General features: G+C 67.4%; 10 protein-coding genes and 5 pseudogenes. 5 read left to right on the forward strand and 10 right to left on the reverse strand.

The annotated features are described in order from the left end of the window. Positions 1–794 (forward strand): annotated as a pseudogene (locus ABT123_RS34515) (hypothetical protein); the annotation flags it as partial. On the opposite strand, the gene ABT123_RS34520 reads toward ABT123_RS34515, so the two are convergent. The 4 genes and pseudogenes from ABT123_RS34520 to ABT123_RS34535 form a co-directional block, all read right to left on the reverse strand. Continuing rightward, complete coding sequence (locus tag ABT123_RS34520; protein ID WP_351322040.1) at positions 749–1,057, reverse strand: transposase; 309 nt, start codon at positions 1,055–1,057, stop codon at positions 749–751. The pseudogene ABT123_RS34515 and the gene ABT123_RS34520 sit on opposite strands and share 46 nt — an antisense overlap. A gap of 300 nt (positions 1,058–1,357) precedes the next feature. Next, positions 1,358–1,597, reverse strand: a pseudogene (locus ABT123_RS34525) (IS982 family transposase); the annotation flags it as partial. A 164-nt stretch (positions 1,598–1,761) separates the two neighbouring features. Beyond that, positions 1,762–2,700, reverse strand: a complete 939-nt coding sequence (locus ABT123_RS34530; protein WP_351322042.1) for a helix-turn-helix domain-containing protein — start codon at positions 2,698–2,700, stop codon at positions 1,762–1,764. 232 nt (positions 2,701–2,932) lie between these two features. Beyond that, entirely contained in the window at positions 2,933–3,355 is a 423-nt protein-coding gene (locus ABT123_RS34535) for a hypothetical protein (RefSeq protein ID WP_351322045.1), read from the reverse strand. Between the two features lie 117 nt (positions 3,356–3,472). Between ABT123_RS34535 and ABT123_RS34540 the strand changes: the two are divergent. Together ABT123_RS34540 and ABT123_RS34545 are read left to right on the forward strand one after the other, a co-directional pair. After that, positions 3,473–3,652, forward strand: a pseudogene (locus tag ABT123_RS34540) (IS5/IS1182 family transposase); the annotation flags it as partial. A gap of 431 nt (positions 3,653–4,083) precedes the next feature. Beyond that, positions 4,084–4,599 (forward strand): hypothetical protein, encoded by a 516-nt coding sequence (locus tag ABT123_RS34545; RefSeq protein ID WP_351322047.1) that lies wholly within the window; start codon positions 4,084–4,086, stop codon positions 4,597–4,599. Positions 4,600–5,100: 501 nt separating this feature from the next. Here ABT123_RS34545 and ABT123_RS34550 read toward each other — a convergent pair. Next, positions 5,101–5,402 (reverse strand): annotated as a pseudogene (locus ABT123_RS34550) (transposase); the annotation flags it as partial. A 230-nt stretch (positions 5,403–5,632) separates the two neighbouring features. Between ABT123_RS34550 and ABT123_RS34555 the strand changes: the two are divergent. Beyond that, positions 5,633–6,169, forward strand: a complete 537-nt coding sequence (locus ABT123_RS34555; protein ID WP_351322049.1) for a hypothetical protein — start codon at positions 5,633–5,635, stop codon at positions 6,167–6,169. Positions 6,170–6,251: 82 nt separating this feature from the next. Here ABT123_RS34555 and ABT123_RS34560 read toward each other — a convergent pair whose 3' ends face one another. From ABT123_RS34560 to ABT123_RS34580, 5 genes and pseudogenes are all read right to left on the reverse strand, one after another. Then, positions 6,252–6,416, reverse strand: a complete 165-nt coding sequence (locus tag ABT123_RS34560; protein ID WP_351322051.1) for a hypothetical protein — start codon at positions 6,414–6,416, stop codon at positions 6,252–6,254. A gap of 489 nt (positions 6,417–6,905) precedes the next feature. Then, positions 6,906–7,946: a hypothetical protein gene (locus ABT123_RS34565; RefSeq protein WP_351322053.1), complete on the reverse strand. Its 1,041-nt coding sequence runs from the start codon at positions 7,944–7,946 to the stop codon at positions 6,906–6,908. A gap of 1,343 nt (positions 7,947–9,289) precedes the next feature. Continuing rightward, positions 9,290–9,772: an Imm21 family immunity protein gene (locus ABT123_RS34570; RefSeq protein ID WP_351322055.1), complete on the reverse strand. Its 483-nt coding sequence runs from the start codon at positions 9,770–9,772 to the stop codon at positions 9,290–9,292. 282 nt (positions 9,773–10,054) lie between these two features. Beyond that, a pseudogene (locus ABT123_RS34575) lies at positions 10,055–10,708 on the reverse strand (NADPH-dependent F420 reductase); the annotation flags it as partial. Positions 10,709–10,750: 42 nt separating this feature from the next. Continuing rightward, positions 10,751–11,563 (reverse strand): inositol monophosphatase family protein, encoded by an 813-nt coding sequence (locus tag ABT123_RS34580; protein ID WP_351322057.1) that lies wholly within the window; start codon positions 11,561–11,563, stop codon positions 10,751–10,753. A gap of 117 nt (positions 11,564–11,680) precedes the next feature. Between ABT123_RS34580 and ABT123_RS34585 the strand changes: the two genes are divergently transcribed. Next, the gene (locus ABT123_RS34585; RefSeq protein ID WP_351322058.1) at positions 11,681–12,625 is read left to right on the forward strand and encodes a LysR family transcriptional regulator; all 945 of its coding nucleotides are present in this window, start codon (positions 11,681–11,683) and stop codon (positions 12,623–12,625) included. Positions 12,626–12,979 lie beyond the last annotated feature (354 nt).

Raw genomic sequence — 12,979 nt, forward strand, 5'->3', positions numbered from 1 at the left:
AGGCACGACACAGCATTCAGGACGCCTCTGACCAGGCAGAAGCCCGCTGGAACTACGCCTTCTGGATCCAGAACGAGCTGACTGTGGTCGGCGACTTGACCAGCGACCCCACCGGGGCCACAGCTCGCCAGGAATGGATCACCGAACTCGGACTTTGGTACGACGAGCCGACCGACCCCGCCGACTGGGCCCAAGCCGTCGGGCCACTTGCCGCTCAGATCGAGGCCCGTTTCAACCGGACCGAGGCCGCCAACCCGCCCGGCCTCGCCGACGAGATCACCTCATGGTCCGCCATGGCTGAGGCATTCGGACAGTTCCAATACCCGACTCCACCATTAGGCACCAGCGACTCCGGCTTCCGCGCCGAAGCCGAAGCCGAACAGTCCATGCAGCGCGGCGAACACCTCCTTGCCCTGACCACCGACCACCAGCACGACCTGCGCGGCCCCGCCGCCGCCATCGACAGCCTGACCTCCGAGACCGGCCGACGCCCGAGCGTGCTGGCCCTCGCCACCCGCCTCGCCCTCGCCAACACCACCTTCCGCCGCAACTACCCAGACATCTGTGCCGAGCTCGCCGCCATCGCGCGCACGCCAAGCGGCACGACCGAAGCCGACGCCTACAGCAAAGTCCAGGCCAACAACACCCGGCTGCGACGGGACAACCGCGACCTCGCCGAACAGCTCGAACTCGCCATCGCCGCCATCCAACGCCTGAGCATCGACAACGGCCTCCTGCGCGCCGCCCTTCACGATGCCCGCGCTGTCACCCCGCCGCCCCGCCACCCCCGATGACCGACTCCGTCGCCGTCGCGCAGCCGGTCGTGGAACTCGGCGACCAGGCCCTTGTCCCGCCAGCGCCGGAAGAAGGCGTAGACGCGGTCCCATGCAGGGAAGTCCGCAGGCACCGCTCTCCAGGCAATGCCGCCCGCAACCAGGTAGCGCACCGCGTCGACCAGCTGCCGGTGGCAGTAGCTCTCCGGCTGCCCGCCCCTTCTCTCAAGCCAGGCGGACACGGGCATCGCGTCGCGTACGACTGCCCACTCCGCGTCGGTCATGCCCGAGGGGTACCTCGGACGCCTGTGCGGCCGGTCCCCGGCGTTCCCGAACCGGTGAGCGAGGCAATCACACGACAGGGGCGCGGAGTTGGATGGCAATGTCACGGAGACGGAAGACTGCGGCACCAGGGGCCTCCTGTTGCTCGACTGGATTCGAAACCCACGAGCTGTACGGGAGGCCCCACTTTCATGCCCTGCCGACCAGGAGATCGCCCGACCAAGTCGGCAGACTCGAACTCACGATCACCAAGGTCGATAGAGCAACCGCTGGATTAATGAGTCCAAGGGGTGTCGTTGCGGTCAGTGATCGTAGGCAGTGAGTGATCGCTTGACGGGCTGTCCAGTTTGGTCGTTGTGCCAGATCGGCGCCGTGAGTGCGAGGATCCGGCACAAGACCCGGGCTGACACCCCTGCCGGGCTCTTGCCGCCGTGCCGTTCCAGGTTGAGCTGCCCCTTGAAGGTCTGATTGATCGACTCGATGACCTGCCGCAGCGGTTTGAACAGGTGTGACCCGGCCGGCTCGGCTTCCCCCTTGCGGGCCAGCCACGGCGAAGCCTTCAATTCGTCGTCAATCCGGGCATAGAGTGCCGTTGTGAGGGTGTCCAGGTCGTTAGTCACACATCGACGTTGGACGCCCTGGTCTCATGTCCGCAGGTGATCCCTTGAACTCGTTCAGGGATCCGGGGCGGTGCCCACTGCGGTGACTATGCGGCGCGGTCATTTCGCAGGGCCTGGGTAAGCCAGGGGTACACCGGGATCAGGTTCGGTACTACCTGCCAGCCGTTGACGATCCACACCAGCCGCCAGTACCGGTCCACCCTGGGATCGTGCGCCTCTTCGAACTGTTGTGCCATCCAGTGCCGGAATTCCGTGTCAGGGGTGCGCGCGAACACCTCGGCGAAGCGGTGCACGAGGTCGTCGATGACGGGTGCGACCCTGTTGCTGAGCGGGTCGATGCCCGACTCCCAAGCCTCGGCCACCTGTCGACGGGTGAACTCCATCAGCTCCTCGCCGGCATCGCGCTCGATGTCGAGCGGGCGCCCGGCGGCCTGGCGTACGGCCGTCCGGCGCATCCGGGCCCGGAAATCCTCGTCGCCGACCAGCTCGGCGAGTTCCACCCACGCAGCGACCTGCTCGCCGGTCGGATCATCGGGGAGGTCGGGAGTGGCAGCGCGAACCATGGCCACTGCGGCCGGGTCGGCATCCACTGTGCCGAAGGTGCCCTCCATGAAATCGTCGATCAGACGTCGGCGTTCCTCGCCGGACAACTGCGTGAGCCTGTGCATGAGCTTGGTCTCCTCGGGACTGGACCCGCGGCTGGCCACGACTCGCAGAACGCTCCGACGCAGTTGCAGCATCCGGATCTGGACGTCCATGGCGTCGGCGTGCGCCGCGGCGACTTCCGCCACCGAGAGCTCGCGGTCCAGTACCCGTTGAATCGTGGGCAGGTCCATGCCCAGCTCGCGCAGTGTGCGGAGGAGTTCCAGACGACGCAGTGCGTCGAGGTCGTAGAGCCGATAGCCGGCGGGACTACGGGTGGTCGGCGCTACCACCCCCGAATCGGAGTAGAACCGGATGGTCCTCACAGACAAGCCGGTCCGCCGGGAAAGCTCCCCGATCGAGTAGAGGGTCGTAACGTCCATGTCCCCCACTCTGCTGTCTCCAGTCGCTGGAGACTCAAGGCTATTCCCCAGCGGGCCCCGACCGAGACCTCCTCCGAGTTGCTGAAGCATGAGTCGCGTGATCTCCGCTGACCGCACAGGATGAAACAGGCACACTTGCACGCGCGGGGCGAGTGATGGCAGCGACATGCGACACCACTCGCTGGCGGCCTACGGCTACGAGCCCTTGGACTCAATCATCTAGTTAGCGCACTCAGCGCACGAAGTCCGTTATTGTGCCGTGGTTGTCGGGAGAGGTCAGGCCCCAGAGGATCAGTCCCAGGATGATTGCCAGCAGGATCAGCCCCGGCACGTTCTCGGGCCCCCAACCGACGGGCTGCCGAACCGGTGGGCCGGGTGTGGCGTCGTCGCGTGCAGCGTCGGAGTCGGCGCGCTGCCAGGGCGCGACATCGGCCTCACCCCGGGCGATCCGCGCGGCCACGTGGCGTACGTCGGCCGCGTGGTAGGTCGGCTCGCGGGTCAGGTCCGGGGAGGACGCAGCCGAGGTACGTACGCTGTTGGCCCGCGCCACGGCCGTGATGCTGATCGGCCTGATCTGCGGCCAGATCTCCCGGACTTCGGCCTTCGTCAGCCAGCCTTCCCCGTCTTGATGGTCCTGCTCGTCCGCTGCCCCCATTCGAAGTCCGCCCCCTCGCTCGCCGATCACCCTTGGCTTGATACCCAGACCGCCGAAAGATCACCCGGCCGGGCACACTCGAACTCACGCCCACCGTGATCGGTATGGCAACGGCTTCTGAGTACGAAGATCCATCTGGCCAGTGACGGTCGTACCCGGCCTCTCGCGTTCCATGTCACCGCAGGCCAGGCAGGTGACGCGCCCGCCTTCGAGGCGGTCATGGCAAGCATCCGGGTTCCGCGAAGAGGCCTCGGAAGACCACGGGTCCGGCCGACAGCCGTCTTGGCGGACTGTGCGCGCACACCGGTCCCGTGGCCTTCGATGTGGGCGCCCACGTCGTCAACCCTCAGGCCCTTGCCGTAGACGGACAGGCCGACCTTTCCGTCTTTGGCCTTCGCATCGGCGTGCGCGGGCGCTGCGGCGAACACCAGGGCCGCCGCCGTCATTGCATAGATTGTCCTTCGCATGACGGCTCAACCGGGCGTCGGCCGCGACGAGTAGCGTGATCCGTCCAACTGGGCGTTCGATGAGCACGAATTCGTGGAAGTCGTCGTGCACACGCACCCAGCCGTGGATGGCTCGGTCCCCGAGCCCCCTCAGGTGGGGGATGTGGTCGGCTGCGGACAAGCGGTCGAACGCCTGCTGCTTCGGATCTGCTGCAGTACCCCGTCAGAAGCTTCAGGATCGTCGGCTGTGACAGACTTCCACCTTCCAGCGGTTGAAATGGGATGGCGTTTTTGGGCGATGCGGTGTCAGCTGATGAATTGGATGGGGAACCGGACGAGCACGTGCGGTTTGCCCACTACCGGAGGGCATTCGAGGAGGTAGCCGCAGAGGATGCAGCCGCCCTCGTCACCCGTGTGCTCACCGACCTCGATTGGGGGATGGCGAGCAGCGCCGTGTGCGAGTACCTGGACCGGCGGGCCGCTGAACTGCTCGCGGACCCTGGCTATCCTTCCTGGTGCCTGGAGATGACCGGTCCCGTGGCGGTGGACGACTTCTCTGCCCGGCGCCTGCGTGAGTGGACTCTGCTGCGGGCGATGACTTTGGACGAGCCATGGGAGACCGAGGTCCTGCTCGCGGCCTCCAACTGGCTTCAGCTTCACATTGCAGAGGAGTCCTCGGCCGTGATCGCTCTGGCGGCACTGGCTGAGGGTGGCCGTACCCGGCGCATCCGCAACATTGCCAAGTCCCGCCTGCCGGCCCCCGGTTGCCGACGCCAGCCGCACCGGCTCACTGAGTAGCTCCGCGCGGGGGCGGGGAGCCGGCCACCTCCGCAAGGTGGCAGTTTCCTGGTCAGGTTGCATAGTGGACGCGCTCAGGATGGGTGCCGATGCTGACGGTCCTGAAGTTCCCGGCGGGCGGTCGACCAGACAATCTCGAACTCATCGGCCGACAACCGCTGCGGGTCGTGTCCCTCTCACCCGGAGATGGGCGGTTCCGCGGTCAGACCGTAGATGTTCTCGTATTCAGCTGACCGACCATCTCTTTGGGCTTCCTGCCACTAGGCTAACGAGCTCGTGCATGGTTGGCGATCGTCGCGCTGCTCCCCGACCGGGCCAGTGCCTCCATCCGATTGGTCACCGGGACGGATGGCGGTACGGTCAACATCTGGGACACCATTGTCTGGCGGCCGGATTCACATGCTGTCGAGCCGCAGCGCACCCGTGGACGTGATCGCCGCGGCTCGTGCTAAACGTCGGCTACGACGCTCCCCGCATCGTCTACCTCCTGGCTGACCTGCCGGTGGAGGTTCTGGGCCGGCACCACGGAGAGATGTCCACCGCCAACACCCGCCGGCCATGGCCGGCCCTGGGCAACGGCACACCTGTAAGGGCCCGCCGCAGCCGGGCAACGTCGATCCGGCCCCGGTTCAGCCCGGAGTACAGGGCACGTGGCCCCTCCGGTGCTCGGGCGCGAGGACCAAGCCCACGAGCGTGCGGACCGGTCCGTCGGTGCACAGCAGGGCATCGCACAGCTCGAACACTGCGTCGCTTCTGGGGACCAGGCACGCGATTTGAACCTCGTACTCGACCAGTTCCACGATCCCGGCCTCCGTGCCGCCGCGGTCCTACCCAAATAGGATCGGGCCCGGCCCTTGGCACGTCCGGTGAACACGGAGAACACCGCACAAGTTCGAGCCCCGTTGACGCCGAACCTTAATCGACAGTCTGAAATCCGCCGAACCAGCCACTACAAGCAGGGAACCAAGCCAAGACGCATCACGGCTTGGAGACTCGCCGCTCAGCTCCTTCGATCAGCGCGTAGGGTCCGGAGATGGACATGGTCAGCGGTGTCGTCGGTGTCGCGTACTCGCACTTCTACATTGCCGAGTACGTCGAGGAGGGGTTCGAGGGTGTCGACGATCTGCCGGACTTTCATACCGACGAGCCCGTGATCGTCACACCCGGCAAGCTCACCATCGTCAGTTGCGTCCAGGAACACAATGCCTGGGTGACTCTCATGGTCGCCGAGGCCGAGCCTGTGCAGCAGACGGAACAATGGCAATCGCTCGGTTCCTGGCCGTACCGGCCCGTCCACAGAGGCCGGATAGGAATCTCCGGCCCCACGACCGGCCCTGCCGTGCCGGCGTTGGGCTGGCTTCCGGGTAGCCATGGGTACGCCCCAACCCTGACGCTTCACCCGGCGACGATCTACACGGTTCACGTCTACGCCAGGGGCCGAGAGAACTCCCGAGCCCGGTACGAAGCCGCAATGGTCCGCGAGGAATGGGGTATCCGTGAGGGGTTCGAGGACTACGTGGTCATCTTCATCCCTGCCGGAGAGCAGGCTCCCCGGGCCGCCGCAGGTTAGACGGCAAGCGGACCCTGGGTATGTAAACAGGGCTGCCGCCCAGCTGCCCAGCCCGCCCTCGGCCGGGCAGCCATAATGCCGCCTACACCAGTGCGGTCACCACGTCCGCGGCTTCACCAGCAAAGAACAGCAGTCCCACGCCCAGCACACCGCCGAGACCCCGGTACGTGAAGGCGGCCCAGCAACGGGCAGCGCCCCACTCCTGTAACGCGGCAGCCCCTGCCGACAGCAACACGATCGCGGCCACCAGCTGCACCGCCCAGAACCCCCACCACCCACCCCATATCGCTCGGACCAGAAGGTCCACCCACCATGCCCACATCCCGGGGCGGCTTTAGCGCTGTAGCCCTCCCAGCCGACCGAGTCGTAGAGGTTCAGCATCTCAACAGGATCGAAAGCGCTCTCTTCTGCTATGAACACGGCGATCCTGTATGCGCTAGTGGCACTTCTCAGCGTCAACTCGACACCACACACGTCGGGCACGTCAAGATCGGTCACTGTCGGCCCCGGCCGCCTCTCGCCGGCTCCCGGGCTCGTGGACGGGTACTGGGGAGACGGACAGTGCACACGGCGGTCTCATGCGACCTCCCAATCGAGCGCTGGGATGACGCTCCGCCAAGACTCCCCAAGGTCTGTGCCAAGAACCGAGATTCGGAAACGCCTGTCTGGTGTGCCGACGTCAGTCGATGGTCCACGGAGGTTGCGATGCCTGTAATCGCTACGTGGGCGTCGTCTGTTAGCGCTGGACGGCCTCCGGCGGGGTGGCGGTGCCGTTCAGGCAGTGGTCGAGGAGAGCTTGCATGCGCGGCACGGTGAGGGCCGGATTGGCCGCAGCGCCCTCTGCGGTACGGGGGTCGGCGAGGAGGGTCTCCAGGGCTTCCGGTGACAGGCTGGGGTTGGTGGCCGCTGCCAGGCGCACCGACGCGTCGGGGTCCTCCACCGGGGGGACGGGCAAGGCGGGATCGGCTGCGGCCAGGGCCCGTACCTCGGGATCCGGGTGGTCGATGAGGTGAGCCCTGCCGGTACGGGGGAACGCGGGCAGGGGCAGCAGGTGCGTACGGTGGGCCGGGCGGGTGACGAAGACATCCAGGAGGAGGTGCGGCGGAGCCAGCGGGTGGTGGCAGGCCAGCCGGATCCTCACCTCCTCGTCGTCGTCCTGCGCGAGCGTCTCGGCGAGTTCCGCAGACAGGCCCGGCCAACTTGCCGCGACCCGGCGGAGCACCGGTTCCTCGGACACCGCACAGGCGGCGAACCAGTCGGGTGACGGCCCGACGGCCGGCTCAGTATTCGGCGTGGTGAACGGCTCGCCGATCGGGCAAGTGCAGTCAGGACCGTGCCCGATGACCTGATCGATCGCCCAGTACTCCGCCCAGGTACGGGGGAAGGGGTGGAGGCGCGCGCGCATCCGCACGTCGTCGTCCGGGTCCTGCCTCAACTCCGCCACCAGGTCCGGTCCCACGTCGGGCCGGGCGGCGACCGACGCGCGGACCTCCGCGTCGGGGTGGCGGGCGAGCCGGGCGAGGACGTAGGCCGGGATGTGCGGATTCCGGGCCAGGGGGAGCACCGTGCCGTCCGCGAAGCACTGCTCGAGGAGCGCGGGGGACAGAGCACACGTGCCGAACATGAATCCGTTGCGCGAACCGAAGGACGGCAGCATGGCCTCCACCCGTTCCGGGTCCAGCTGCCAGTTCCTGTCCTGCGCCTCTTCACGGACCGCGGGGTCCGGATCGTCGAGCAGCCCCGCCCGCTGCGCCGGCGTGAGTGACTGCCACTCCAAGTCGCCCGTATCCGGAGTTCGGGGTGCTCGTGGCGGGCGATGGAGCGGAAGAAGGACAGGGGGATCTGCCGGGACGAATCGAGCTCGCAGATGATCTCGTTCGCGGTGACCCTGCCGTCCTTGCCCCCGTCTTGGGCCATCAGGAGGGTCACGAGGATGTCGTCCGGCAGCGGTCGGACCCATCGGAGGTAGTGGCGGGGGCCGGAGGCGAGCCACCCGCGGACGATCCCCGACGGGTCCGTCGCCAAGGGGGCGAGCCGCGCTGGGTCGACGTACCGGTTGCGGGCCAGCGCGCGACGGATGACTCCGTCCGGATGGCGCAGGGCAGCGTCGATGACGGCATCGGGCAGGTCACGACCCTCGCACATCAGCAGGCCGGCCTCACCGGCCGATCGTTCCAACAGGCGTACCAGTACGTCGGAGGGCGCCGCCGGGTTGAAGGCGATGCCGCGCAACCACGGTTCACGCAGAGAGTCGAACACCGTGTCATCCTGCCACCTCGCCTCCTGAACCGGGCCGCCCGACTACGACCGCGGCGGCGCCTACCGGCGGCTCCGTCCGCAGGGCTTCGGACCAGGTGGCGAGGGTCTTGCTCATGATGCGCACGCTGACCGTCCCCGGCACACCTCCAGGCTCCGCATCCACCCCCGCCGGGGGCACGCACGACTCCGGGACAAGTCAAGCAACCGGGCGATGCTGAAACTCGGCTACATCGTCTTCCGTGCCCACGGAGTGTTCTGGCTCTTGGGCAACAAAACGCTCTCGCTACTGGGCTACTGACCGACAAAGCCAGCCCCGACCCAGCAGGCTAGACCCCTACAAGCCCTACCTGGAGCGTCGATTCGCCGCGGGATGCACCAGCGTCACCTCCCCTCCCTCCCCGAGTCTCCGGTCGGCGCACCGCACCGGCCTCCGACGGTGCGCCAGGTGACAGGCTGGCTCACCCGACACCCCACCGCGCTGAGCGAGAACAACCGTGCCGGTCTGAAGGAGGTCCTGGTCCGCTGCCCCGAACTGGACACGGCAGCCGGGCATGTCCGCGGCTTTGGCGAAATACTCACGGGGCCGCCTCGGCTCCAGGCTTCCTGCCTGAATAGACGCAGTCGACGCCAGCCAACTACCCGGCCTCACCGGCTTCGCACTCCACCTGCTCCGAGACCTCAACGCCGTGACAGCCGACCTCACCCTGGACTGGAGATCCAGCAGTATCGAAGGCGCCGTGAACCGCATCAAGAAGATCAAACGGCAGCTCTACGGGCGAGCCGGATTCAAACTCCTACGCGAAATGTTCCTGCTTCAGCGACGCTCGGCAGCGACTCCCCAGGATCCTTACCAGCGTCGGGTCAGGCCAGCTCGACAAAGCGATGGACGCGAAAGGACGTCAGGTCGTTCGGTTCGATGCTTGCCGAGTCCACTCGGTAGCGGCCAGCGGCGAGGCCGATAGCGGTGCTGTCTGTAAGTATCCCGACCTCGGTGCCGAAGTAGGCGGCGTCGAACATGACGAGCTCGCCAGTGGTGCTCAGTACAGGTCCTTCCTCCCACTCGGCGGTGGCAAGCCCAGCCCGGATGATGTCGGCGACACCTGCCTCGCTCTCCCCGTAGTACCAGCGGACGAGCACTCGATGCTCGGGAAGGTAGGCGATGGAGAGAGGTTCGTCCCCGAGGACCAGCACCTCGGCTCCGTCAGGCAGTGCGAGGACCCCGACAAAATCCATCACCTCGCAAGCCCGGTCGTAGTCGTCCTCCGGTCCCGACCAGTGCGGCAGCGCGGTGCGCGGAACCACGATGAACGGGCCGCCCTCCGTCTCCAGCCACGTCAACGACATGCTGGCTCCACCTTTCGGATCTCAACTCCGCGGCAACAGCGTATGTGCCGGGTCGGACAAGGCTCATGACTGTGGTGGTCGCGGTGCGCGGTGACGTGCCCAGGGTCGTGACCATCCATTGCCATCGAACGATGCCGTCGCCCTCCGCGACCGCCCCCTAAGATCTGTGCCAGAACGGATTTTGGACGTCATTTGCAGCCCAGCGGGCGTTGTCCGTGCCAGCGCCCTGCTGCCTCGCACGAGCCCGCTACCTGGCTTTGGTCTGAACCCGGTCTTGGTGGGTCAGCGGGCGAGGGAGACGGCGAAGGGCTCAAAGCCCTGTCGGCGCAGGATGTGGGGTACGACCAGGATCATGGCCTCGGTTGCGCGGGCTGTAGTGATGTCGCCGAGGTTCTCGATCCATGCGGGCTGCCAGCCCAGGTCGCCGAGCAGCCCGGTGACGGTCGTCTTCGCGTGTTCGTTGTTGCCCGAGACATAGACGGTCGGTGGGGTGGCCAGGGTTTCGGGAGCGGTCATGACCATGAACAGCATGGTGTTGAGGGTCTTGACCACATGGGTGTCGGGGAGGGCGGCCTGGAGCTTCTCGGCGAGGCTGCTGCCGGGATAGCACAGGTCGCCGGGCAGGCCGTCACCGGCGTCGCGAGTGGCGTTGGAAACGTCGATGAGGATCTTGCCGGCGAGTTCGGTTCGCAGGCCGGCCAGGCGGTCAAGGGTGCTGTCGCCGGGCGTCGCGTTGATCACGATGTCGGAGGTGCGGGCGGTGGTGCGCTGGTCGGCGAAGGAGACGCGGGGGCCTGTGCCTTCGGCAGCCGCTGTGGTCTCTTCCGTCGGGCTCCGGCGGCCGAGGATGACGTGATGTCCGGCCTCGGAGAGCTTGCTGGCGAGGTTGGTGCCGACGCGGCCGGCGCCCAGGATGCCGATGTTGGTCATGCGGTGATGCTCCTTGCGGTATCGGGTGGGAAGAGCGGAGACGTCCGGTCAGGCGATCGGCGAGAGGACCTTGAGGGCGGTGGTGTGGATGCCGGGGGCGGCGGCCAGGAAGTTGCGGCTGCCGGTGTTCCAGGGTTCGCCCGCCAGGTCCGTGACGGTGCCTCCGGCCTCGGAGACCAGCAGGGCGCCGGCGACCAGGCCGGAGCGGACGTCGGAGAACTGCCAGAACGCGTCCATGCGTCCGGCGGCGACGTGGATGAGCTGCATCGTGGCGGGAACGGACACGCGCACGACCAGGCCGTTGATGAGCATGGCGGTGACGGAGTCACCGATCCGCCGGAAGGTGCGCTCGTCCTCGCCGGGCCTGGCCTGGCCGGTGCCGATGAGCGCGGCGCCCAGGTCGGTCTTGGCGGACACCTTCAGAGGTTGGTCGTTGAGGCGGGCACCGCCGCCGGCGACGGCGGTGTAGGTGTCGCCGGTCAGCGGCAGGTGGACGACGGTGAGTACCGGCTGGTTGTCGCGGACCAGGGTGGCGGTGACGGCCCAGTCCTCCATGCCGTGGACGTGGTTGATGTTGCCCTCGGCGGGGTCGACGACCCACCACTCCCCGGACGGGAGCGCGCCGCCGGCCAGCTCGTCCTCGGCCCACTGCGATCCTCGCCGGGCCCGCAGCAGCGGTTCCCGCAGCACGTCCAGCACCGCGTCGTCGTTGGCGTGGATCTCCTCGACGACCTCGTCGAGGCTCACTCCTCGGGCGTGCGAGGTGTAGCGGTCGCGCAGCGTGAGGCCGGCGGCCTTCACCGCGGCAGTCACATCGGACAGGAGCGTCGTGTCGGCGTCGAAAGGCATGGCTGTGCTCATGGCGGGCTTCCCTGGGTTCGGTCCTTGCGGGGCGGCTTGTGCCGCACCCGCACTTCGAAGTTAGGGCTCCCGACCGTTAACAACAAGTGCATGCTATTCAGTCGTAGAGTTACTCTCATGCAACTGGATTTGAACCTGCTCACCGCACTGGACGCCCTGCTGGAAGAGGGCAGTGTCGCCGGCGCCGCAGACCGCCTCCACGTCACCGCACCGGCGATGAGCCGCTCCCTGGGCCGCATCCGCAAGGCCACCGGCGACCAGATCCTGGTCCGCACCGGCCGCACCATGGTCCCCACCACCCGCGCATTGGCCATGCGCGCCCAGGTCCACGCCCTCGTGCAGCAGGCCCACCAACTTCTGTCCGCGCAGCAGGAACTCGACCTGGCAGCTCTGGAGCGGGTCTTCACCGTGCGCTGGCACGACGCCCTGACCGCAGCCTGCGGCACCGCCCTGATCACCGCCGTGCACCGCCAGGCCCCCGGCGTCCAGCTGCGCCTGCCCGCCGAACCCGGCACGGACGACGCCGAGCTGCGCCGAGGCGAGGTCGACCTCGAATCAAGCTCCAGCGCTCCGACGCTCCCCGACATCCGCCACCGCCTCGTCGGCAGGGACCGGCTGGTCGTCGCCGTCCGACCAGGCCACCCGCTCACCGAAGGCCCGCTGAGCCCCGAGCGCTACGCAGCCGCCGAACACCTCACCGTTTCGCGGCGCGGAAGCCTGCGCGACCCGATCGACGACGCCCTGACCACACGCGGCAACGAACGACGCGTCGTGGCCGCCGGACCCACCACCGCCTTCGCCCTGCAACTCGCCCTCGGCACCGACCTGGTCGTCACCCTCCCCGACGCGGTCACCCGCACGGCCCGGGAGCAACTCGGCCTGGTCACACTGCCGCTCCCGTTCCTGTTGCCCGACGTCCCCCTGTACCTGCTGTGGCACCAGCGCTACGACGAAGACCGCGCCCACACCTGGCTGCGAGACCTGGCCACCGAAACCGTCCAGGCACTATTCGCACCACCGATCACCACTCAACAGCCCCTCACCAACCAGACCGGGCAGTGACGGATACGCCCGGGGAAAGGCCTGCGGCGGCTGACTCCCGTTCTCGCGAAAACCGTCTATTCGCCCGAGTGTGCGACGCCCAATGTCATGTCAAAACGACGTCGTAAGTTGACCGGCCCCTGCGCGAAGTGGCCTGTTTACTGTCATCCGAAGCTGCACCAGACCCCGTCCCGGAGTCAAGCGCACACCAGGGCCGACCAGTCTGATGGCGTCGGGTCGCCGAGCGCACGAACTCGGAAACACTGTAGTTCACGGGGCGGCAGGGCCCAGTCATAGAATTCCCTGTTCGGCCCCACACGCCGAGTTTGATCGGGAGTGGCGATGTTCTGAATCTCGTAGCCCTTTTCGTCGGCA

The organism is Streptomyces sp. NPDC002054 (assembly GCF_040296685.1).
In the GTDB taxonomy this organism is placed as follows: Bacteria; Actinomycetota; Actinomycetes; order Streptomycetales; family Streptomycetaceae; genus Streptomyces.

Bases quoted from the DNA above. Each gene is read 5' to 3' on its own strand.
- ABT123_RS34580 (WP_351322057.1), bottom strand. From the start codon at position 11,563: ATGAGCACAGCCATGCCTTTCGACGCCGACACGACGCTCCTGTCCGAT.
- ABT123_RS34555 (WP_351322049.1), top strand. From the start codon at position 5,633: ATGGACATGGTCAGCGGTGTCGTCGGTGTCGCGTACTCGCACTTCTAC.
- ABT123_RS34530 (WP_351322042.1), bottom strand. From the start codon at position 2,700: ATGGACGTTACGACCCTCTACTCGATCGGGGAGCTTTCCCGGCGGACC.
- ABT123_RS34585 (WP_351322058.1), top strand. From the start codon at position 11,681: ATGCAACTGGATTTGAACCTGCTCACCGCACTGGACGCCCTGCTGGAA.
- ABT123_RS34535 (WP_351322045.1), bottom strand. From the start codon at position 3,355: ATGGGGGCAGCGGACGAGCAGGACCATCAAGACGGGGAAGGCTGGCTG.
- ABT123_RS34545 (WP_351322047.1), top strand. From the start codon at position 4,084: ATGGCGTTTTTGGGCGATGCGGTGTCAGCTGATGAATTGGATGGGGAA.
- ABT123_RS34570 (WP_351322055.1), bottom strand. From the start codon at position 9,772: ATGTCGTTGACGTGGCTGGAGACGGAGGGCGGCCCGTTCATCGTGGTT.
- ABT123_RS34520 (WP_351322040.1), bottom strand. From the start codon at position 1,057: ATGACCGACGCGGAGTGGGCAGTCGTACGCGACGCGATGCCCGTGTCC.